Genomic DNA, 22,195 nt, shown 5'->3' with positions numbered 1-22,195 from the left:
TATGGCAAACGTGCATCCGAATGCAGACGGCTCTTATTCCTTTGAAGAGAAGAACTGTCCAATTTCAAAAGTTGCTTGCAGGTACGTCCATGCCTGCCGATGCGAGCTTCAATTATTCCGCTCCTTGCTCCAAGCTCAAGTAGAGCGTACAGCATGTATGGCTGAGGGCGGAAATGTGTGCAGTTATCGCATTACGCCAATTCGTAAATGTAATATCGATAATTGAGCATGTGCAATAAAGCTTCCCTAACAGGCTTTTCGAGCATGCTCTTTTGTTACCTTCATATTTAACTCTATAACATCGGCATGTTTCGAATTATGACACTATCATTAGCGCATGAATGGATGTATAATAATGGATGATGTTTTGCGGAAACCTTTTGCGGTCAATCTGCATCCAAGTAGTAGAACAATTGCATTAATAGCGTCATTGCAATGATAGATTAGCATCTAAGAGGGAGGTGAATGGGTAATCCATAATTGTAGAATCAGGATTCTTATGGCTGCCCGTCCTGCATTTTGCCTGAATGCCGCATGATAAGTCGCAGTTGGTTATACCAGCTGATGAAAAGCGATTTGGAATGACACATTCACGCAAAAATAGGAGGAAGTACAATGATAAACTATCAAGTAATGACGGAAGCTCAAGTGGACAAATTGAAGGAAATCGATCGCTCGGAGCATATTGAGCTGATTTATGAGATGACTGACGGCAAGATGACGGAAATCCATGCGAACCACGAATGTCCGAATTGGGACATCGAGCAGCTGCAGGAGATGGAAGAACGATATGTATACGAACTGCAGAACGGCGGTATGGCCGTTGGTGCTTTCGATGGAGACACCTTAGTAGGCTTCGGCGTATTGGCTCATCAATGGCGCGGGGAGCAGCACGACCAGCTTCAGGTTGATCTCATGTATGTATCTCGGACTCATCGCAGACAAGGGATCGGATCGCGCATTATGAATGAGTTGGCGGAAGAAGCGAGAAAAAGGGGCGCAAAGCACCTCTATGTTTCTTCAACGGAAACTCGCTCGGCGGTATCCTTTTACAAGAGCAATGGCAGCCAGTTGACGGATGAAGTAGATCCTGAGCTCTTCCAGAAAGAGCCGAAGGATATCCATATGCTGATTACGCTATAGTGGTACGCAGCAGGATCGCTGTATTGCACACGAAGGTCTGCTTGACGTTTGCTACCGTCACAGAGCCGTGGACGGTTTTGAGCCCGACGTAATGGTTATTTGGAGGGTGTAGAATCTTGGAGCACAGTTTCTTTGTGAGCCAGAATGAGCAAGACTATTATCCCCGCTTTGCTTGCGGAGTAGCGAGCATGATGATGTTGTTGTCTTATCACAAGATGAACTTGGGGTTCTCGTTTGTGCAACTGGCAGATGAGCTGCGCTTGGCGGTTCCTCCCTTGGAAAAGGGATACAAGGAAACGGATCCGCAAATTGGAGTATATCCGGAAGATGTGTTTCGGTTCCTATACAAGCGGGATATTCCGTTTCGAATGTCGTTCTACGAGGAAGAATGGGAAGCTTGCTTACTCGACGGCCCGATTATGGCTATGGTTTCGGTGGAACGTGACAGGGAGGAAGAGGATGAAGACGATTGCGAAACGGAAGCCCACTGGGTAGTACTGATTCGGAAAGAAGAGAATCACTTTTATTATCTAGATCCTTGGTATACGTCGGATTTCGATTATTGTCGGGTGATAAGTGAAGAAGATTTTTTCGTTTCGTACACAGGGATCGCCTGTCAGATTATTGCATAGCCGGAAAGCGGGAAAGTCAGATCTTATTGAACAATCACTATTTCCACGACAAGGGGCAAACTCAAATAAGCCTGAAGATGAAAGTATTGCGCGATGCTCGTTAGATTGGGTGTAATGATTCAGTGCCGGCGTGTTAGCCGGCACTTTTTCAGTTCATTCTTTTTGAAAACATATATGAAAAATTCAGGAAAAAGTGAAATCAAAGCAGCTATAAACCGATGAAAGGATAGTAAGACATATAGAAAAAAAAGGGGGAAACGAAATTGAAGGCAATCGGCTTGCTGTTGGGAACTCCGGAAGGCAGCATTGAGATACAATCATATTTCTAATGGAGGTCGACAATGAAACGGTTAATTTCAGCGTTGCTATGCCTTATGTTAACCCTCACGGCTCATTCAGGTTCGGTGCAAGCCAAAGTGAATAGTGGAAGTACTGTTAGCGAACAGCAATATACACGTATCGGCGAGGATTACGACATTCTTGACGAGAATGTGTTACTGGACAAAAAGGACGGTAGCATTTGGACTTGGGTCTTGAACAAAGATTATTTAGAAACTTTAGATTTCTATGTAGGTGAAATGTACCACATTCCGGGCTTGCAGGATGTGAAGCAATTTAGATACAAATCGCGTGAGATAGACGGTAGAGATATTATTAACTACGTTGCGTTAAAAAAGGACGGAACCGTTTGGTATTGGGACTCAAAAACTGGCGAAGCCGACGCCACTATTATACATAGCCCTATGAATACTCCGTCGCCCATCAAAGATTTGGATAACGTAACTTCAATCGTCGCCGATTTTTTCGACAGCTATAAATTCAAGACCTTGTTCGTATTAAAATCAGACGGTTCGGTGTGGAGTTGGGGAAGCGAAATAGGCGATGCCACGTCGACTCCGATTCAATCCAAGCTGCTTGATGATGTCGCATCCATAAATTCTGCGCGCGGTTTGGTATACGCGGTTAAGAAAGACGGTTCGGTATGGAGGTGGAGTACAAGTTCGTACCTTCCGGATTATATCTCTGAAAACAAAGGGCCCGAGCAGATCAAAGGACTTGTCAATATCGTCAATATACAGCTAAGCGGTTATGAAAACTTTGCATTCAAGCAAGATGGAACGGTCTGGTCCTGGCCTGCGTATGAGTCTGAAGCGATTCCCAAGCAAATACACCAAGCAACAGGCGCTCGGGCTATGGTTGAGTTTTAGCATGATGTCGCGCATGATGTTGCTAGATCAATTTATTGACACCATGTATTCTTTACAAACGAATGATCAGCTTTGGTCCGTGTACAACGATGATAAAGTATTCCCCGGGCTTACGGATATCGCTACCATATACCTTAAGCACCGGGACAAATATTCTACATGGTATTATGCGTTCAAAAAGGACCAGACATTGTGGGCGTGGGATAATAGTTATGCTTCCTTGCCAAAGCTTGTTGTGTTCACGAAAGGCACGGCAGCTGACATTCGTTCTGGGACAACAGAAACACCGAATGGCGAACGTACTGGAACAACAGAGACACCAACTGGGAAGCGTCCTGAGGCAGTAGTTCAGCCAGAAAAACGAACATCGCCTGAAATCAGCCTTTATCCATTTATAACGATGCTGCAGCCTGGCGGACAACAGCCGATAATCGCAACCAACGTGGTTCCCGGGACTCAGATTACGTATACCATTGACGATCCGAGCATTGGTACCCTGGCCAATGTGAATGGTGTACCGGTTGTAAAAGCGATCAACTCGGGACAAACCATTGTGCGCGCTACCATAAGCAGACCTGGTGTACCGAATGAGACGACTTATGTATTGCTGTATGTCGTGGGTGGCAGCATGCAGTCCAATACGTATCTCACAGCTGTCCGTTCGCTTCCTGACATTGACAAGCAGAATCCGCTTATGGTGGAAGGATTGACACAAGCAGGAGAGCTTGTGATCTCCGCCGCAAGCACTGAGAAGATGACTCCTGTTAACGGCCAGTTTGTGATCACATCCGAGCTGATTGCACGTTTAGCTGGAAATGCGTCTAAGGAGAAGTCAGCAATACAGCAGACGCTATCAGAGAATAAGATTACACTTGCGAGAGAACTGATTGTGAATGCGGAAATTGTGACTTTGTCCAATCCAAATGAATATGTGTTCAAGCTTAATAAAGAAGGCTTAGTGGGCCGGAAGGATATTGACTATATTACCGTTCATGCAGGGGATGCGAAACTCGTATTCAATGTTGCGAACGCAGAGCGACTGTTCCAATCGCAGCCGGTTATCGTCATTCGTTTTGTAAAAGAGAGTAACGGCGGATATCGCATTCAATTTCTAAATGAGCAAGGGCAGGAGCTTTCGGGCATACCAAGTAATATTCAGCTCATTCTTCCTACTAGTCAAATCGATGCGACAAATACAAGTATGTTCTATGTGAATGGGAAAGCAAAGGAGCCGATCGGTGGGAAGTATAATCCGTCCAAAAACGGCATGGAAGCAGAAATTAATCGTTCTGGAACCTATCTTGTAGAGGAGAATTCAAAATCATTCCCGGATATGAACGGAAGAGATCCAGAGTTGATGCAAGCGGTGCAGTTTTTAGGCTCCAAAGGAATCGTTTCTGGAAAAGGCAACGGCAATTTTATGCCCGATTCTCTGCTAACCCGTGCAGAGTTCACGACGATGCTGGTCAAAGTGTTTAACGCTATGGATGAAACGGCGAAGGAAAGCTTCTCGGACGTGGAGCCGCCGCAATGGCATTATCCATTTATCGCTTCTTCCGAAAAAAATCATATCGTTGAAGGTTATCCTGACGGAACCTTTAAGCCGGATCGTACGATAGAGCGGCAAGAAATGACCGCTATTGGCGCAAGATTCCTGCATGAGAGGAAGCATTATTTTTACCCTTCGAATCCGGAGGAGTACTTAAATCGATTTGTAGATAAAGAAACGGTATCCAAGTGGGCTAAGCCAACGATGTCCTTGGCGGTGAAGCAGCGCTTGATCGATGTTCCCGCCGATAAACAGATTAAAGCAAGAGAGGCGGTTACACGCGGGGAAGCCGCACGAATGCTGTATCGTCTTTATTTACAGCTATAATCCTGCATTGACTTACAAGCGATACCAGCTTCGATATAAGTCGTTTATCTAGATAACTTCTAGCAGCTATTAGAGAAAAGAGCAACAAGTTCGTCGTATTTGAATGATTCGATCTCGACTTGCTACCGCTCCATACTGATGGTTCCATACTTACCGCTCCACTAGGAGCGGTTTTTTTATTGCTTGTTTATCCGTACAACCGCCATCTTACTCCGTCTGCCGGTGGTCAGGAAGAAACGGAAGGTAGTAACATGATTCTATTGATAATGGTTCTCACTATTGTCATTGATCAGTTTAGAACTCGCAAAGGGGAAGTAGAGAAGATGAAAACAATGAAACGATTCACGGTAATGTTATGTGCATGTCTGCTGCTGATTGCAGGATGCGGCAATCATGATGCCAATGATGTCAAGGAAAATGCAGACAAAGAGAAAGAAGTGGTACAGCAGACAGTTGCGGGCAATAAAGCAGCATCAGCGGCAGCGTACCCGCGAACGATTACACATTTGTCCGGCAAGACGATCGTGGAAGCGAAGCCGCTTAAGATCGCAACGCCTTATATATCCTTTGTCGATTATATGGCCGTATTGGACACGTATCCGATTGCCGGTCAAGGAATTGAAATTATCGAGCGGAATTTCCCCAGCTTGAGCAAGCAAATCGCAGGCAAAGGAATTCAGGACTTGGGTATGGAGACCAATCTCGAGAAGCTGCTGGCGGTTCAGCCGGATTTGATCATCGCGGCAGATGATATGAAGGAGCAGTATGAGCGATTGTCGCAGATCGCCCCGACGGTTATTTTTCCGCAGGCTGGAGAATGGCGAGAAACGCTGAAGCAAATTGCTGAAGTCATTGGCGAGGAGGAGAAGGCTGAGCAGGTGCTCGCGGAATTCGATCGCAAGAGCGCGGAGTATAAGGAAAAACTGGCGTTCCGCCAGTATGAGTCCGTTCTATTTACGATGTATAGCGACAAAGAGATGTTTGTCATGTGGAATGACGGTCGATTTGATCCCTTCTATAAGGGACTTGGATTGAAGCCGGTAGAAGCTGCACAAGCGAACGGACAAATAACGCTCGAAAGCCTTGCTGCCTTGAACCCGGATCATTTGTTCGTCATCAATAACTGGCAGAAACCGATCCAAGGCGGTGTTAGGGAAGCGATGAAGATCAGCAAGGTGTGGAACAGCATGAATGCCGTCAAGAACAACCGGGTGTATGAGCTTGCAGACCCTTCACTGCCTGGGCCAATGGCATTGGCGAAGATCGACGGGATCGAAGAGATCATGCAAGCTATGGGGAAAAAGGATCAGTAAGATTAGATGGCTCCATAGTTCCAGTTATTCGCTGTTCGTTTTAGATTGACGTTTGGAATAAGGAAGGGAGATGCTGCATCATGGCAACGACACCATTGCCGTTTATGCTGCGGCTGGTACAGAAGCAGCGCGTCAAACTATTCGCCTCCTGTATCTGCTCCGCGACAGGCGCTGTATTTGCTTTGGTTCCGTACGTGCTTGTGTTCCGCATCACGGATCTCTTGCTGCGCTCGACTGTGGAGTGGCACGGCATACGTTGTCTCATTCTTATGGCCTTTATTTCGATATTGCTGCGCTTCATCTTGATGGGGGCTTCGACGATGCTGGCGCATGCCGCAGCATTTCATGTGCTTTATGATTTGCGTGTGTGCTTGATCGATAAGCTCGGCAAACTGCCGCTTGGCTTTTTCAGTGAACAACACTCAGGACGTGTAAAAAAAATCGTAGCCGATGATGTGGAGCGAATTGAGTCTTTCATCGCTCACCATCTTCCGGATTTGACGGCTTCCCTTGTGGCACCATTGTTAATGATAGCATACTTATTCAGTGTGGACTGGAGGCTTGCGATCGCCGCCTTGCTGCCGATTCCAGCAGCTTATGCGGTTCAGGGCATTATATTTTTGCGTGGAAGACGCTCAGAGGATATGAAACAAATGCATCATTTATCGGAAACGATGAACGGCGCAATTGTTGAGTTTGTCCATGCGATGCCTGTCATTAAATCGTTTAATCAAACCGTACATTCCTTCGCCCGCTATCGCAACTCTGTTGAAAGCTATGCAGCACTGTGGGGGGAGATTGCGCGCAAAAAAACGCCACTGTATACGCTGTTCCTGCTTCTATTGGAATCGGGATTGCTGTTTATTATGCCGTTGGGAGCTTGGATGTACGGTCAAGGATATGTGACCTTCCCTGTGCTTGCATTGTTCCTGCTGCTCGGTGTCGGATTAACTGCACCGCTGCGACAGATTTCTACTTTGGCCCATATGATGCAGAACAACATGGAGGGGGTTCGGCGTATTCAAGCTGTTAGCAGAAGAGGAGCTGTCATCCTCCATGACCGTCTGCACGGGGAACATGCCAACCACCCGATTCGATATTTCCTTTCAAAATGTCACGTTTGCGTATGAGAACCGGGAAGTGCTGCAAGGCATTCATTTTACGGCAGAGCATGGTAAGGTGACCGCACTCGTTGGGCCTTCAGGAGCGGGCAAGTCAACAGCAGTTCAGTTAATCGCACGTTTTTACGAGGTTTCAAGTGGAGCGATTCAGATTGGCGGGATTGATATCCGCTCGATCCCACCAGAGCAATTGATGGATATGGTGTCGTTTGTGTTTCAGGATGTTCCCGTCGTGAGTGATACAGTAGCAGCTAATTTGCGCATGGGAAAAGAGGAAGCTCAGGACGATGAGCTGATATCTGCCGCTCAAGCTGCGCAGGCTCATGAGTTCATTATGGCGATGCCAAACGGCTACAATACGTTGATTGGAGAGGGCGGCGTGCACATCAGCGGCGGAGAACGACAGCGCATTGCAATCGCACGTGCCATTTTGAAGGATGCTCCGATACTTATTTTAGATGAAGCCTTTGCATTCGCAGATGCGGAAAATGAAGCGAAAATTCAGGACGCGCTGAGCAGACTGATGCATCAACGGACAGTCATCGTGATCGCACATCGACTGTCTTCGATAACAGATGCCGATTGCATCGTCGTGTTGAAGGATGGACGCGTATCCGGCATGGGCACGCATGACGAACTGCTTGCGCACAATCCGCTGTATGCCGGCATGTGGAAGGCGCATCGCGAAGCGGACGATTGGTCGCTGGAAGGGAAGGACGGGGCCTATGTTTGACACAATACGCTTCATAACCGGTCGTTCGGGAGCTTTATTCACGCGAGCCACACTCTTCACCATCGTGGAAATGGTCGCAAATGCCGCTCCAATGGGGCTGCTATTCGTAGTATTGATTTCCTTGTTCAACGGTACGCCTACGCCCTGGCAGATTGGCTGGTGGCTGGCGATTCTGCTGCTGTTATTTTGCGTACAAGCGATATTTGCGAGTCTGGGACAGATCGATGCGCAGCGCACAGGCGCATTGATCATGAAGGATGTGCGGCTGCGCCTAGGCGAACATTTGCGCAAGCTCCCGATGGGGTACTTTTCATGCAAGGATCAGGGGGATATTAGTCACACGCTCTTGGCAAATGTGGATGAAGTGGAAATGATTCTGACGCATCTGTTCAATCAATTTATCGGGGCGATTACACTGCCTATCGTAAGCGCACTGTTCCTGCTGCTTGTCGATTGGCGATTAGCGCTCGCTGTATTTGTATCCGTGCCCTTCGCCTTGCCATTATTATTCTGGTCGCAGCGGGTGATGGCAAAGCGCAGCAAGCAGCGGCAATCGGCAGCAGTGGCTGTGAACTCGCGTCTATTGGAATATGTGCAGACGATTCGACTTATGAAGGCTCACAATCAAACTGGCCAGCGTTTCAGGAGATTGGATCAAGCCATGGCGCGGCTGCGAGATGACAGTATACGAGTGGAGGCAATGACTTCGCCTGTTGTCATGCTGTTCTCCATCGTGCTGGAGCTTGGGTTTATCCTGCTGCTTATGGTGGGCTGCTACTTGCTGGAAGGCGGTTTTATCGACGTCTCTGTGCTGCTCATTTTTCTGGTTGTCAGCATGAAGTTCTATCAGCCACTCCGTGCGGCAGGCGCTTCACTGATTCAAATTCGCTATATGACCTCTGCAGGGGAGCGCATCAGGGACATTTTTGAAGAGGAGCCATTGGTAGAGTCTGCACAGCCCCAACTTCCGCAATCATACGAGATTGAATTTGATCACGTATCGTTCAGTCACGGGGATGCTAAAGTGTTACAGGATATTCATTTGCATATTCCTGAAAATAGCCTGACCGCTATCGTTGGGCCTTCCGGTGCAGGTAAGTCTACATTAGCGGGCTTGGTGTCACGTTATTGGGATGTGACGAAGGGAACTGTAAAAATTGGTGGCGTAGATGTGCGTGCGATAAGAAGCGAGGAGCTGTTAAGCCGAATTAGTACGGTGCAGCAGCAGCCATATCTCTTCAATGAAACGATTGCAGCCAATATTCGAATGGGCAAGCTGGACGCTTCGGATGAGGAAGTGGTGGAAGCGGCCAAGGAGGCTTATTGCCATGACTTCATTATGAAGCTTCCACGCGGTTACGCTACGATCGCTGGAGAAGGCGGAGCAATGCTGTCAGGAGGAGAAAACAGCGAATTGCTATCGCTAGAGCCATTCTCAAGGATGCACCAATCATCATTCTGGATGAAGCGATGGCCTCTCTGGATCCGGAGAACGAGATGCATTTGCAGCGCGCGATTAACAAGTTGACACAGCGCAAGACGGTGCTCGTCATTGCTCACCGTCTAAAGACAATCCGCGGAGCGGATAACATTGCTGTGGTCGAGCAGGGCCGGATTGCGGAGCAAGGCACACATGAAGAATTACTTGCGCAAGCAGGCACGTATCATTGCCTTTGGCAAGAGCAGCAGAAGATTGGCGGCTGGAAGATAGGGCGAGATGGAAGTTGAAGTAGGGGGAAATAGTTGGTGTGATTAGACAAATAGGGGGAAGAGAAGAATAGGGAGAAGGAAAGGTTCATAAAGAGATTCAAGAGATTCACTTAAGATATGTAAATCTAAGATTGATTAGAATATGATTTCGTCATGTCATATAGAGGTGTCTATGAAGTCGTTAAGGCAGGCTTCTTAGGCATCCTTTATTGTGTTAACTTCTTAAAACACCTTGAACTATAAGAGAAAATATTCCTCTTCTTCTATGAAACATGTATACTAAGTTGTGTAATTATACCTAATGATAGGTTTATAAAAAGAGAGGGGTAACTATCACATTATGCTAGCAAAGAAACGACGGAAAAGCACGCTGCGGCAAATATCAATCATGCTCGTCTGTGCTTTAGGATTTGTCTCTGCATTTGGAGGGCTATCGAACAGCGTCGCTGCGCAAGAATCCCGAAAAGAAGAAAAATCAGTATCTTTTCGGGACATTGATAACTCCTACGCCAAGGACGCAATTGTAAACTTGCAGCGCGCAGGCATTGTTGCTGGAGAAGGGGAAGGGAAGTTTTATCCTCAACGTGTAATTACACGTGCAGAAGCATCAAAATTAATCGTTCTTGCACTGGGTCTTGCACCAGATCAAACCTCTGCTCAAGCATTCAAGGATGTGCCTAAGGATAGCTGGTATGCTGGCTTCGTAGGTGCGCTTGTGAAAGCAGGTATTATTCAAGGAACATCTGCTAGTACATTTTCTCCACAAGATCAAGTAACGCGAGAGCAATTAGCTGTTCTATTTATTCGCGCACTAAGCTTGCATACTCAGTCTGTTGAGGAGAAGGATTATAAAGCAGTATCGGACTGGAACTCAGTTTCTGAGTGGGCCAAGTCTACGATCCAAATCGCATTGCGTATTGGATTTATTAAAGGAATCGATAATGGAAATGGTACGATTCGCTTCGAACCAAAGGCGGCGGCAGAACGTCAAGCCATTGCTTTGCTGACAAACGAAATGATGACGAATAAGTCTACATACTTGGAGCGAGCAAAAGGTTCATCCGAGGAATCAAAACCAGGTACAAATGATAAAGGCACGACAACACCGCCTGCTACGAACAGCAATGGAACCAATAACGGAGGAGGCAGTGGTTCAGGCGGTGGCGCAGGAAGTGGAGGCTCAAATGGTGGGGGCGGCGGATCCTCAGGAAATAACGGGGAAACACCGAAGACATCTTCACTCACTCCTGTTGTTACGGAAGAAATCTATAATGTAGCGGGCACGCAAATTACAGGATCTACTGAGAAAAATGCTACTGTGTCCATTCGTCATAAAGGCAAGGTAATCGCAGAACAAAAATCGAACGCAAATGGTGAATTTACAATCGATATCCCGAATGTCCATATGTTCTCGATTTCTGGCGGAGATACGATAGAAATCACAGCTAAGGCAGATGGCAAAGAAGTAAGTTCACCACTACAAAAAACCGTGAAGCAAGGTAGAAATCCTTCGGGTGCCAAGATTTATGGTTATATTGATGAAGATGGCGGAATTATTGGAACTTCAAAAGTTGCAGCAACACTGCAAGATATGATTGTAATGAAGCAAGATGGCTCAGTCATTGAATGCAAGGAATCTGACGCTGTGGTGGATGGGGTATGTGCGCTTGCTCTAGAGAGTTCCCTAGCTCCACATGAAACACTAAAAGTCTACGCGATGTTCAAAGGGCTTTCGGTTAGCGAACCTACTGAAATTGAGGTAGAGCCAGTCAAAGGAAAAACCGATTTTACCGTTGTTACTGCTGCTGTGTACGATGGATTAAGCTATGTTGATTTAAAAGCACCGAAGTATACCCAATTTACGTTTACTAGTAGCAAACATCAAGCATTAGAAACTAACGTGAGATACTATGATAGTGATAAGAATCTTCGTTTTTCTTTTGATGGTAGTCAACTTCAACCTGGAGATAATATTTATTTATTTGTGAATGGACATAAAAAGAAAAAAGTGAAGCTTATCCAATTACGGTTCAAGCAGCTGAGAGGGCTACCACTCCAACAGTTACGGGGATTGTTTATAGTGATGGAGGGACGATATCAGGAAAATCGGAACCAAATGCGATTGTGCAGTTGTATGCAGAAAACGGAGAGCTCATCAGAACCGTAAATACGGATTATCGTGGCAATTTCAATACTATTTTCTCTTCTTCTGATCAACTGTTGCTACGCGAGCGGTTAATGATTACAGCAAAAAAAGTAGCTAAGAAAGAGAGTTTGCCTGCTTATATTAATGTACTACCGATATCAGGAAAAACAGAACAACCAACTGTACCTAATGAAATTAATGGAGCAGATTATTTAATTTCAGGTCAATCAGAGCCTTATTCAGTAATTAGGATTAAGAATATTGATGGTACTTTGTTATGGAAATTTTATGCTTCAGAGACAGGCGGAATTAGCGATGGATTACCGACAACAAAAGGTCTTCGGGAAATTTTAGTTACAGCAGATGCTTTCGGAAAAGAGGAAAGTGAACCTATAAAAGTAAAGATACTAGATTCGAAAACAACAGAAGCACCAAAAATTTCTAGTGATGTTTATAATGTGAATCCTATTTTCACTGGTACGACAGTCCCTGGAGCTCAGCTCATAGTCCACTCTCTTAATGGCCAAGAAGGATATATGTTTAGAACTGATGGGACGTTTCATATCCAATCAAACGACATTTATCAACCTGGAGACGAATTTGAAATATACGCTATTGCCAGAGGGCAATGGCAAAGCGAATCTCTGATTGTGAAGCTTTTGCCTTCATCTGTTACTAAAACTAAAACACCTACGGTAGTCACAGCTGCAGTTTATGAGAATGGTGGTATGCTTACTGCTCAATCTGATCCATATTCAATAATTTTTCTGAAAGATAAGTTTGGAATGGTCATCGATTCAGAATGGAGTAGTTTCGACGGAAAAGCCAACTTCTCCCTTACTCGTGAAAACGCTCAGTTTAATAAAGAAATTTTTGTGTCTTCCTTGCAGAAAGGGCTTTATGAGAGCGAATCTGTCTCGGTACCGATAATTCCTATAAACGATGTTACTCCAAAGCCAACAGTTGTGGATACTGTATATAGTTATAAGGGAACCTTTAGTGTGGATACAATTCCTTTTGCAATTGTAGTTGCAATGGACGATAAGGGAAATATTTTAGATCAACGAGGAGCAGATGCACAAGGAAAAGCAAATATGTTTATTCAAAGAAGAATACTTGAGCGCATATCTCGCTTTACAGTATTTGCAGAGGGATATGGTTACGAACCAAGTGAACTTGTCACTGTTGAAGTCATTCCAGGCTGGGGTTAGAAAAACTAGACTAAGCAATATTAAATCTAGGATACGAAGAGCTTGATAACATTTCATTCACGATACATCAAATGAACCGTTCTAAAGTAAAATGGACTTGAGTACCCATTTACTTTGGAGCGGTTTTTTACGTGCAAGATGGAGGTTCTTGTCTACAATTCGTACGCTAAAATGATATACTAGGTAAGCTAAAGAGGATTATTTCATCATTAAAGATGGGAGAAATGTGTCATGCAATCAAATATCCTAATTCTTGAAAAAACGTCTTCAGGAGAACTGGTGAAAATAGACGAGCGTGCATGGACTACTAGTATGGTGCAACTGCTTGAACATGCGAATTATTTGCTCGTGAATGATGCGGAATATGAGATGCTGGAGGGCCGGCTGAATGTGAACACCGGCAATTTTGAATTGCTCGTTGAGTCAATTCGAAAGCCTTGAAAATATACCGGAAAGAAGGGAAGGATTAATGGAACGAAATGAACAGGAGCAGAAGACAACAAGTCCAGAGACGACTGAATCCTGTGCGACTTCGGCAAAGCCGCTCAAGGTATTAAGCACATCCTTGGGCGTTGCGCTCGCCGCCAATCTGCTTATGGTTCCGTCTGCGATGGGTCAACAGAGTGCAGCACCGTCTGATCAGGCGAAGCTGGTTGAATGGTCGACAGAGGAAGTAAAGCAGTATTTCGATGCCAATATGGACTGGAACATCCCAGTACCTGAGGAGAAACAATCAGAAGACAGTGGTGTTAGCGGGAGCACTGGCAGCGGATCATCTGGAGGAGGCAGCTCGTCAGGAGGAGGGTCATCTCATACGACTTACGTCCATCACGGAGGTTTTGGCTGGGATGACATGCTGCTCTATCACATGATCTTCAATCGAGGAAGCGCGTATTCCTCTACGAGTTGGTCTTCAGGCGGAAGCGTGTATGATACGAGGACGAATTCGCCATATCGTACGAAATCGTTTTCCTCGGATAGTTTTCAGAATCGTCCTGTCGTGAATTCGAGGGTTCGACCAACTACATCGAACGGCTCGGGTTCCATTGTTCGCAGATCGTCGGTTGGATCAAGTAAATCAAGTTCCTCGTCGCCTGGAGGAATCGGCGGTAAATCAAGCAGCTTTAGTTCGTCAGGCGGTTCCAAAAGCGGAGGGTGGTTCGGCGGATAATGGGATTTGAAGTCATCGGTCAGCCGCATCCGAATCGAGCAGAACGCGTCGCGCAGTTGGCGAAGATTGGATTCAATTGGGCGGATATCGAAGAGGAACAATATTGGGTAGATCAGGTCATTGCAATCAATGCGGGCATGAGCCAGGAGCTGCATGTGGTGTCGGCGAAGCTGTGGAGCATCTTTGACAAGGCTGCCCGTTTTATTATCGGTCGCAGAGACCTCTATGAACTCCTCTCGATTCCGGAAGTGTTATGGGACGGCTTGGAGCAGATTGAGCCTAATGAAATAGGCAAGCTGAGTCACTATGCTCGGTTTGATTTTGCTATCGATCATAATGGATCGATTAAACTGTTGGAGTTGAATGCAGATACCCCAACGGGGTATGTAGAAGCAGCTGTTGCTACACCGTGGATGTGCAAGCAGTACGGACTTGAGACACCGAATAGTGAAATGTCGAAGCGAGTGAAGGAAGCTTGGGCGAGTAATCCGCCTGAATATGCTGCATGTGTAGGTTATGGTGAGCATGCAGAAGATTCGGGTACGATTGACATGCTCGTTAAGCATTCGGAGCTGCCGATACGATGCATCGATTGCTTGGATTTATGGGTGGATCAAGGGGCGCTGAAGGTAGAAGAGCAGACGATACGCAGTCTGTTCGCGCTGTACCCGAAGGAATGGATGGCCATTGACGAAGGTGGAGAAGCGCTTGCTTATTCCATTGAAAATGGGTATACAACGATACTGAACTCACCGCATGCGATCATTTTGCAATCGAAGGGACTTCAGGCGGTTATCTGGGCGATTCATGAACTGGGCTCAGAAATGTTCACGCAGGAAGAGCATGCAGTTATTGCGCATTACATGCTGCCAACGTACAACAAAGCTGTCTTTGACGGAAGCTATGTATCCAAGTCGATGTTCGGCCGCGAAGGTGGTTCTGTGCGGCTATTTGATTCGCAAGGAAATATAGAAACCGAAGATAAGGATGGATTTGATACAAGTCGATTCTTCAGCAGAGTCTTTCAAAAACGTGCCGAAATGGCACAAGTGGATTTGCATAACGGCTCCTTTCATTTATTAACGGGTGTGTTCGTCATCAACGGGGTGCCATGCGGGATACTTGGCAGAGTTGGTGGGCTTATTACCGGGAATAACAGCCATTTCATAGCGATTGGAGTGAAAAAATAATGAGCCTGAATCGAAATAGCGGGAGTCGAAATCACGACATTCGTGTTCAGCAGCAAAAAAAGAAACGAACGATTAACAATCTGCTTGTGCTAGGGATATTTGCTTGTCTAATTATTTTCTTTGTGTACATTATTAATCTCGGAGCTGAAGGTAACGACACTTCTACAGAATTAGATACAGCAACAGTACCATGGGATTATAAGATAGAGAGCGCTAAGGTAGGAGACATTATCGGAGGAGATATGACCATCCTGCCGGATAATCAACTGCTGCCAAATGACAACAATTATGCGACAGGTGATCAAGTATGGACGCTCAAGTATATGACAGCTAATATGCTCCCTATTAACGAGAAGGGCAACGATATTAATTTGTCGTCATGGGAACCGATTAAATCGTACTCATCCAAGGAAGCGGCCGAGAGAGATTTGAAGGAGCTCAAGCTCAACTTGAAGGCCGAGGTTGAATTAGTGGGTGTGTACAAAACCGAGTACCAGGGTAAACTCCGTCAATTCGCCGTGATCACCCTTCCATCCGGACATACGGTGAAGCAGCCAATTGATGACGTGCGATATCAGAAGTTTAAAAACAAGAAAAAGGTCAGCGTGATGCTGGAGGAAGTTCATGATTTTGTGGACTATGATTTAGCGATGGCCAAATTTCGGGGGTGGGCAGAATGATATTTGTGAATATTTTGATCAGTATTCTCACGATCATGGCGTTACAATTTATCGGCATGTATGTGTTCAGCGTGCTGACGCCATTTAATGATTTCGAAGAATTGAAGAAGGGCAATGTTGCAGTAGGGCTTGCGATGGGCGGCAAGTTCATGGGCACGGCAATTGTGCTCGGTGTGTCGGCTTTTACGAACTCATCCATTATCCATATGGCACTATGGTTTGGCGTTGGATACATCTGTTTGATCGCAACGTATTTGCTGTTTGATCTCGTTACTCCGAAGATGAGTGTAGCTGAGCAGTTGCAGAATCGTAATACTGCAGTTGGCATATTATTGTGCTTCCTATACATTGGCATGGGATTCGCTATTAGCAGTTTAATCATATAATCGCTTGTGTACACAAAGACTCCCTGATTAGTAACTTAGGAACATGAACATTTGTTCTATAGAAGGGAGTCTTTTTTTCGTGTGGTTGTCTCAAGGCAAGGAATGGCACCTTCATTTACGAAATGATTATGTTGTACATGATGTATCTAAGAATTGCCTAGTTAACTCGAACCTAGTAAACTGTATACAAGATATGGAAGATGAATCGAGATAGTTAGTGATCAACTATGCACATCTAGTCGGGAATATAGTAGTGGTCATGTAGTTATTCATCCTACTTACGGGGGGAGGTTATATCGTGAATCAACTTGTCATTCAGGATGCTAGAGAAGTAGCAATCAAGGCGGCTCGACAAGCTGGACAGGCGATTAAGCAATTGTTCGATCAAGTGGCGCAAGTGGAAATGAAGGATGAGCATGGAGATGTCGTTACAGAGGCTGATCTATTAGCGGAAGCAATCATTGTAAAGGAGATACAGGCTGCCTTCCCTGATCATCAAATCCATAGTGAGGAAGCAGGGATTATTGGAGCCAGCAGCGATTGGCAGTGGCTCGTAGATCCGCTGGACGGAACAAATAATTTTGCAATTGGTATGCCGCTCTTCTCCTGCTCCATTACCGTTATGTATCAACAAGAACCGGTTGTGGGTGTAGTGTATGAGCCGATGACGGATCGACTATTTCACGCAGCAGTTGGGAATGGAGCCTTTTGCAATGACCAGCGAATGCAAGTGAAGAGTTGTCCTAGCTTGCACAAAGGGAATATTGGCTGGATTCAAGGCCATAAGGTACAGCAGGATCCTACCGCAGTTGGCTTGCGCCATTATATTGACACAAGATGCAAGCGAATGATGCGTCTATGGGCTCCAACCTTGCAATGGTGCATGCTTGCCAAGGGAGATTTGGACGGAATCGTGCTGTACAATTCCGAAGGAGATGACTTGTATTCAGGCATTCTGATGGTTAAGGAAGCGGGAGGATCCGTCATTGATTTCCATGGAGAACCGTTTACTGGGATGAACTCAGAGCCATACCTTATTGCTTGTCATCCAGACCATGAACAAGAGCTGTTGCGAATGGTGCGAACGGGCATGTCAGTGCCAGCACGACCGTAACTTCAATTGTTATCAATGCTTTTATAGATATAAAGCTATATATTTTAGGAGGTAAAGATGAAGCCAGAGATGAAATTATTTTGTTTCCCGTATGCAGGAGCGTCTGCCATGATTTATAACAAGTGGAAAGCCCATATGGCAGAGGGCATTGAACTGATCCCCATAGAATTGGCAGGCAGAGGCAAGTATTTTGGAACCCCGTTCTATGACAGTTTCGAAGACATGATCGAAGACGTGTATCGCAAGATCGAAAGTCAGCTTGATGAAGGCCCCTACTCGATATTCGGGCACAGTATGGGAAGCTGGATTGCTTATGATCTCGCGCACAAAATATCGGAGCTGAAGCGACCCGAGCCCGAGCATATCTTTTTCTCCGGGCGTAGAGCACCGCATATCGAAAGCAGACGGACGAAATATTACGATCTCCCGGACGATGAGTTTCTGGATGAGATTATTCGATTAGGGGGAACGCCCAAAGAGTTGCTCGAGAATAAAGAGCTTTTAACGCTGTTTCTTCCCGTATTGAGGACGGATTTCAGACTTGTGGATTTGTATCAATATGAAGAGCGTCTGGGCAAGCTTTCCTGCAATATTTCTGTATTAAGCGGGGAAGAGGATGCCATCTCCTTGCCAGATTTGCATGCTTGGGAGCAGCACTGCTCGGCTGATTGCACCGTACATATGCTTCCAGGCGGGCATTTCTTTATTAACGAACAGACCGTGCAAGTAACGGATATCTTGAATCGTACCTTAACACGTACGCTCGCTAGACAATACTGAACCGGAAATGCATATACCACCATACATGTTCTATCATACCATTTTGGCGCTGATGCCGCTGGCTTTGTCTCATTCGACGACAAGTTTGATTTCCGGTGGATTGGCCATCACGGTTATCGGAGGTTTAACGACATCAACACTGCTGACGCTTATCTTCGTTCCGGTGCTATATTTGATGACCGGACGTAAACGGAAATTTATCGAAGAAAGTTTCTAAGAGAGAACGAATTTGTTGTATAATAGTGGAATATGAAACAGCGGGACGCGACCCGACTTGAGATAATACTATCTAAGTCCGGGTCGCGTTATTGTTGTGATGAGAATAGAACGAAGCGGGGGGTATGAAACAATGCTGGGTCTTCCGAAAGGAATTGTCCATATTCATAATTATGATCCATATTATGTTGAATCTTTTCATAAAGAGAAAGCGATCCTCACGCCTATATTGGGCGAGCGTGTGGTTGACATTCAGCATGTGGGAAGTACGGCAATCGGAATTCAGGCGAAACCGATCGTGGACATAGCAGTCGGCTTAAACGATCTAGGGGACATATCAACATTTAATGATAAACGCCTGAGGGAGCATCAATATTACAGACTACAGGTACAGCTTCCGGACGAAGTCGTGTATGCCAAATTTTCAAGCCTCGAAAATCTGGTTAAGACTCACTTTCTGCACGTCGTTGCTCATAATAGCGAGAAATGGAAAGCGCTACTTATATTCAGAGACCAATTAAGAGCCAACCCGAATCTTGCACAAGAATATGTCGAGCTAAAGCAGAGGCTCGCAGTGTTATACAGCAATGATGAACTCGCTTACACCGCAGGAAAGAAGCATTTGTGAAGAAGGTAATCCAGGATTTTCGTTCGAATAACTCTTAGATCAGAGAGGGAAGTGATTCAGGATGAAATCTCCTGGGCTGCGATTATACCTTGCGATTACAAGGGGGGATTAGAATGAAATATACTATTAGACCAATAATGGAACGAGACATCTCCTTTTTATGGATAACGCTATATGAATCTTTGTATGTACCGGAAGGCAAGGAATCCTTCAGCCGCGATATTATTAACGAACCTTCCATTTCGAAATATGTGGAAGATTGGGGCAGGGAAGGCGATCTGGGATATATTGCGGAAAATGCCGACGGTGAATCCATTGGCTCTATCACGGTGAGATACTTTAGTGAGGATAAACCAGGGTACGGATTTGTAAGCAGCGAAGTGCCGGAACTGGGAATGGCGATTCTACCAATTTATCGCGGACAAGGATTAGGAACCAGTTTAATGAAGCAATTGTTTGCTGGATTGCGAGAACAGAGGGTTGATCAGGTTTCTTTAAGTGTAGATCCCGGGAATGCGGCAGCCATGAAATTGTATCAGCACTTCGGGTTCAAGCCATTAGGCGAGGTGGGTACATCCATCACGATGCTGGCTCAAGTAAATAGGGTATGAACAAAGGAATATGAATAGGAACGAGATACATAACGTACATGATAACTAGACTAGCATGAGGAGATCAACTATGAAAACACTATCTATCCAACCTGTTACGCGAGATAATTGGGAGACTGCTATTCAAATTAAGATTCATGAAGAGCAAGTGCCATTCGTACCTTCTATTTATGAAGCGCTGTCGTATGCATATATCAAGCCGTGGGATGAGGCGCTGGATCCCTTTCTCATATGTGATGAAGAGATTTCGATCGGATTTTTCTACATCAGCTATACACCGAATAGCGCAGATAATTACTGGATTGGCGGCTTACAAATCGATAAGTCTTGCCAAGGAAACGGCTACGGCAAACTGGCATTGGGAAGAATCATAGAATTCATTCAAGAGACTCATCCCTTGTGCAGGTTGATCTCCTTGACAGTCGAGCAGGAGAATAAGCGAGCTCAGCGGCTTTATGAAAGCTTCGGCTTTGTAAACCAACAGGAGCATAATCAAGATGACGAAGTTATTTACCAACTTGTTCTTGAAGGGAAGTAACACATGAGACCTCAGATGATGTTACATCTCTTTTCTTCGCTGGATAGCAGATTGACGACACCTCATAACCTCAATGTTAGCGAATAGATGGCATCGGGATCGATGGGAGAGTCAATTAGTAGCGGGTGAGAGCTATTTTTCGTGCTAGAAATCAGGATGAATGGAGAGGATGCTATGAAGTATTTTTTTGGAATTGTTCCACCTTTGAGCATTTATGAAAATTGATGTCGGTACGCAATCAATACCATTACTCTGGGGTCGAACCGCATATTACAGTTAAACTTTCGTACGGGACAGGAACGATAATGCCTGTGAATTGGATGTCCGAATGTAAGAGAAAAATAGAAGGATTTCGTTCGTTTTCCGTATCCGTTGGCGAGCTTCGCTATTTCGGTGACAAGGACGTGTTATATATAGGGGCTCACTCTCCTGAATTAACCGAATTACATCGAAAGCTTGTCGCCGTATTTGAGCCGACTGAAGAACAAACGAAGCGTTGCTTCGAATTAAATTTGTATATCCCTCATATAACGGTTGCCAAAAAATCAAGTTTGTCGGAAGAGATTCTCGAAGAAATGGAGCGAACACTTTCTCCACATTTTCGGGATAGAGAAACCTTTGATGTTCATGAGATCCGGCTGTATGCACGAGACGATCAGGATAAGACGTTTCAGAAATATGAGGACATTCAGATGACACGGTAAGTTAACATAGAGCTGCCCACAAAATAACCATAAAGGAAGATGCCTCATGAAGTTGGAATCGCCACGATTGCTTATCCGCGATTTGCGTAGAGACGATTGGCTAGACGTGCATGAATACGCCTCCAATCCTGAAGTAACGAAATATATGCTTTGGGGCCCGAATTCCGAAGCGGATACGAAAGCATATATGGAGGAACAGCTCGAGCAGCAGCAAGCTGCCGAGCGAAGCCATTATGAGTTCGGCGTTATATTGAAGGATACGAATACACTCATTGGCGGCTGTAGTATATACCCGCAGGGGAGAAATGCCGAAATCGGGTATTGTTTCAACCCTGATTATCACGGGAATGGATATGCGACAGAAGCGGCGCATGCCTTGCTCAGGTTTGGATTCGAAACCCTCCATGTGCATCGTATTTATGCCACTTGCCGTCCTGCTAACATTGCCTCCGCAAATGTCATGATAAGAATCGGCATGAAGCAGGAGGGGCATTTGAGGGAGCATCTATGGAGCAAAGGGATGTATCATGATTCCTATTTATTCTCTATTTTGCAGGACGAGTACGATTATCCGGTGAAATCCTAAGAGTTATCCTTCATGTAAGCAGATCGGCGGCTCGGTCCAAGAACCTGGATGACTTGGCCTGAATCGGGGTTAATCGCAACCGAAAAATCATAAAAGTTCTCGCTGAACCCTTCCATCCAGTCTACTAGATCCTCTGAATAGAACCAGAACGAGAGGATGCGGGAATCGGACTGTTCTGTCAGACGCTCCTCCCGACAGTCTATGGAACAGTTGCTGAGATCCAGTCCCAACTCATCCGCCTTCGCCTGAGCCGCTTCGATCGCCTTCATTAGATGTGCGGTATAAGTACGATCAATATTAAAGATACTGTTTGGAAATTGCCTGTTTTCACACGTCATTGATTTCTCCTCCAATTCATAAGTCCCACGGCAATCATAGTAGGAGATTCCTACGATAACATACTTTATTTTATAGTAGATGTTAGAGGAACGGAATCATATTTCTGTAAATGGAACAGAAAAAACTGACGCCGGTTTGATGCCGACGCCAGTTGCAGCT

General features: G+C 45.5%; 24 protein-coding genes and 2 pseudogenes. 25 read left to right on the top strand and 1 reads right to left on the bottom strand.

What is annotated here, in order from left to right; genetic code table 11:
- From AZ66_RS32465 to AZ66_RS07245, 25 genes and pseudogenes are all read left to right on the top strand, one after another.
- Positions 1-226: pseudogene (locus AZ66_RS32465) on the top strand (ArsR family transcriptional regulator); the annotation flags it as partial.
- A gap of 389 nt (positions 227-615) precedes the next feature.
- Positions 616-1,143 (top strand): GNAT family N-acetyltransferase, encoded by a 528-nt coding sequence (locus tag AZ66_RS07345; RefSeq protein WP_021257651.1) that lies wholly within the window; start codon positions 616-618, stop codon positions 1,141-1,143.
- A 116-nt stretch (positions 1,144-1,259) separates the two neighbouring features.
- Complete coding sequence (locus tag AZ66_RS07340) at positions 1,260-1,775, top strand: hypothetical protein (protein ID WP_028532267.1); 516 nt, start codon at positions 1,260-1,262, stop codon at positions 1,773-1,775.
- Positions 1,776-2,116: 341 nt separating this feature from the next.
- Positions 2,117-2,983 carry a hypothetical protein gene (locus tag AZ66_RS32460; RefSeq protein WP_231586772.1) on the top strand — a complete coding sequence of 289 codons (867 nt, stop codon included), beginning with the start codon at positions 2,117-2,119 and terminating at the stop codon, positions 2,981-2,983.
- 13 nt (positions 2,984-2,996) lie between these two features.
- Complete coding sequence (locus AZ66_RS07335) at positions 2,997-4,859, top strand: S-layer homology domain-containing protein (protein WP_231586771.1); 1,863 nt, start codon at positions 2,997-2,999, stop codon at positions 4,857-4,859.
- A 251-nt stretch (positions 4,860-5,110) separates the two neighbouring features.
- Positions 5,111-6,172, top strand: coding sequence for an ABC transporter substrate-binding protein (locus AZ66_RS07330; RefSeq protein WP_442950276.1), 1,062 nt, complete (start codon positions 5,111-5,113; stop codon positions 6,170-6,172).
- A gap of 80 nt (positions 6,173-6,252) precedes the next feature.
- Complete coding sequence (locus tag AZ66_RS32455; protein ID WP_052648429.1) at positions 6,253-7,302, top strand: ABC transporter transmembrane domain-containing protein; 1,050 nt, start codon at positions 6,253-6,255, stop codon at positions 7,300-7,302.
- Entirely contained in the window at positions 7,250-8,026 is a 777-nt protein-coding gene (locus AZ66_RS32450) for an ABC transporter ATP-binding protein (RefSeq protein ID WP_231586770.1), read from the top strand. Before AZ66_RS32455 ends, AZ66_RS32450 begins: the two co-directional genes overlap by 53 nt.
- Positions 8,019-9,554: an ABC transporter ATP-binding protein gene (locus AZ66_RS07320; RefSeq protein WP_231586769.1), complete on the top strand. Its 1,536-nt coding sequence runs from the start codon at positions 8,019-8,021 to the stop codon at positions 9,552-9,554. The genes AZ66_RS32450 and AZ66_RS07320 overlap by 8 nt, the downstream gene beginning before the upstream one ends.
- A complete protein-coding gene (locus AZ66_RS32445; RefSeq protein WP_231586768.1) occupies positions 9,524-9,754 on the top strand; it encodes a hypothetical protein in 231 nt (76 codons plus the stop codon). Before AZ66_RS07320 ends, AZ66_RS32445 begins: the two co-directional genes overlap by 31 nt.
- Before the next feature lie 322 nt (positions 9,755-10,076).
- Positions 10,077-11,903 (top strand): S-layer homology domain-containing protein, encoded by a 1,827-nt coding sequence (locus tag AZ66_RS07315; protein ID WP_044354241.1) that lies wholly within the window; start codon positions 10,077-10,079, stop codon positions 11,901-11,903.
- Positions 11,861-13,093: a hypothetical protein gene (locus AZ66_RS07310; RefSeq protein WP_044354240.1), complete on the top strand. Its 1,233-nt coding sequence runs from the start codon at positions 11,861-11,863 to the stop codon at positions 13,091-13,093. Before AZ66_RS07315 ends, AZ66_RS07310 begins: the two co-directional genes overlap by 43 nt.
- A gap of 231 nt (positions 13,094-13,324) precedes the next feature.
- Positions 13,325-13,534, top strand: a complete 210-nt coding sequence (locus AZ66_RS07305; RefSeq protein ID WP_021257645.1) for a hypothetical protein — start codon at positions 13,325-13,327, stop codon at positions 13,532-13,534.
- 28 nt (positions 13,535-13,562) lie between these two features.
- Positions 13,563-14,264, top strand: coding sequence for a hypothetical protein (locus AZ66_RS07300; RefSeq protein WP_044354239.1), 702 nt, complete (start codon positions 13,563-13,565; stop codon positions 14,262-14,264).
- Positions 14,264-15,454 (top strand): glutathionylspermidine synthase family protein, encoded by a 1,191-nt coding sequence (locus AZ66_RS07295; protein ID WP_044354238.1) that lies wholly within the window; start codon positions 14,264-14,266, stop codon positions 15,452-15,454. Before AZ66_RS07300 ends, AZ66_RS07295 begins: the two co-directional genes overlap by 1 nt.
- Positions 15,454-16,134 (top strand): hypothetical protein, encoded by a 681-nt coding sequence (locus AZ66_RS07290; protein ID WP_044354237.1) that lies wholly within the window; start codon positions 15,454-15,456, stop codon positions 16,132-16,134. The genes AZ66_RS07295 and AZ66_RS07290 overlap by 1 nt, the downstream gene beginning before the upstream one ends.
- Positions 16,131-16,520 (top strand): DUF350 domain-containing protein, encoded by a 390-nt coding sequence (locus tag AZ66_RS07285; protein ID WP_021255924.1) that lies wholly within the window; start codon positions 16,131-16,133, stop codon positions 16,518-16,520. Before AZ66_RS07290 ends, AZ66_RS07285 begins: the two co-directional genes overlap by 4 nt.
- Before the next feature lie 298 nt (positions 16,521-16,818).
- On the top strand, positions 16,819-17,634 hold the full coding sequence (locus tag AZ66_RS07280; protein ID WP_044354236.1) for an inositol monophosphatase family protein: 816 nt from the start codon (positions 16,819-16,821) through the stop codon (positions 17,632-17,634).
- Positions 17,635-17,691: 57 nt separating this feature from the next.
- Positions 17,692-18,414, top strand: coding sequence for a thioesterase II family protein (locus tag AZ66_RS07275; RefSeq protein WP_021257640.1), 723 nt, complete (start codon positions 17,692-17,694; stop codon positions 18,412-18,414).
- 31 nt (positions 18,415-18,445) lie between these two features.
- A pseudogene (locus tag AZ66_RS07270) lies at positions 18,446-18,631 on the top strand (efflux RND transporter permease subunit); the annotation flags it as partial.
- Between the two features lie 132 nt (positions 18,632-18,763).
- Positions 18,764-19,258 (top strand): GrpB family protein, encoded by a 495-nt coding sequence (locus AZ66_RS07265; protein ID WP_044354234.1) that lies wholly within the window; start codon positions 18,764-18,766, stop codon positions 19,256-19,258.
- 113 nt (positions 19,259-19,371) lie between these two features.
- Positions 19,372-19,869: a GNAT family N-acetyltransferase gene (locus AZ66_RS07260; RefSeq protein WP_044354232.1), complete on the top strand. Its 498-nt coding sequence runs from the start codon at positions 19,372-19,374 to the stop codon at positions 19,867-19,869.
- A gap of 70 nt (positions 19,870-19,939) precedes the next feature.
- Entirely contained in the window at positions 19,940-20,407 is a 468-nt protein-coding gene (locus AZ66_RS07255; protein WP_021257636.1) for a GNAT family N-acetyltransferase, read from the top strand.
- A 224-nt stretch (positions 20,408-20,631) separates the two neighbouring features.
- The gene (locus tag AZ66_RS07250) at positions 20,632-21,111 is read left to right on the top strand and encodes a 2'-5' RNA ligase family protein (protein WP_082061485.1); all 480 of its coding nucleotides are present in this window, start codon (positions 20,632-20,634) and stop codon (positions 21,109-21,111) included.
- 46 nt (positions 21,112-21,157) lie between these two features.
- A complete protein-coding gene (locus tag AZ66_RS07245) occupies positions 21,158-21,697 on the top strand; it encodes a GNAT family N-acetyltransferase (protein WP_044354230.1) in 540 nt (179 codons plus the stop codon).
- Here AZ66_RS07245 and AZ66_RS07240 read toward each other — a convergent pair.
- On the bottom strand, positions 21,694-22,035 hold the full coding sequence (locus tag AZ66_RS07240) for a hypothetical protein (protein ID WP_044354229.1): 342 nt from the start codon (positions 22,033-22,035) through the stop codon (positions 21,694-21,696). The genes AZ66_RS07245 and AZ66_RS07240 overlap by 4 nt on opposite strands.
- Positions 22,036-22,195 lie beyond the last annotated feature (160 nt).

Origin of the sequence: Paenibacillus sp. E194, assembly GCF_000935845.1 — a bacterium.
GTDB classification, from domain to species: domain Bacteria; phylum Bacillota; class Bacilli; order Paenibacillales; family Paenibacillaceae; genus Paenibacillus_B; species Paenibacillus_B alvei_B.
The sequence above is the reverse complement of the archived record's forward strand: the minus strand, read 5'-3'. Positions and strand labels throughout refer to the sequence as shown.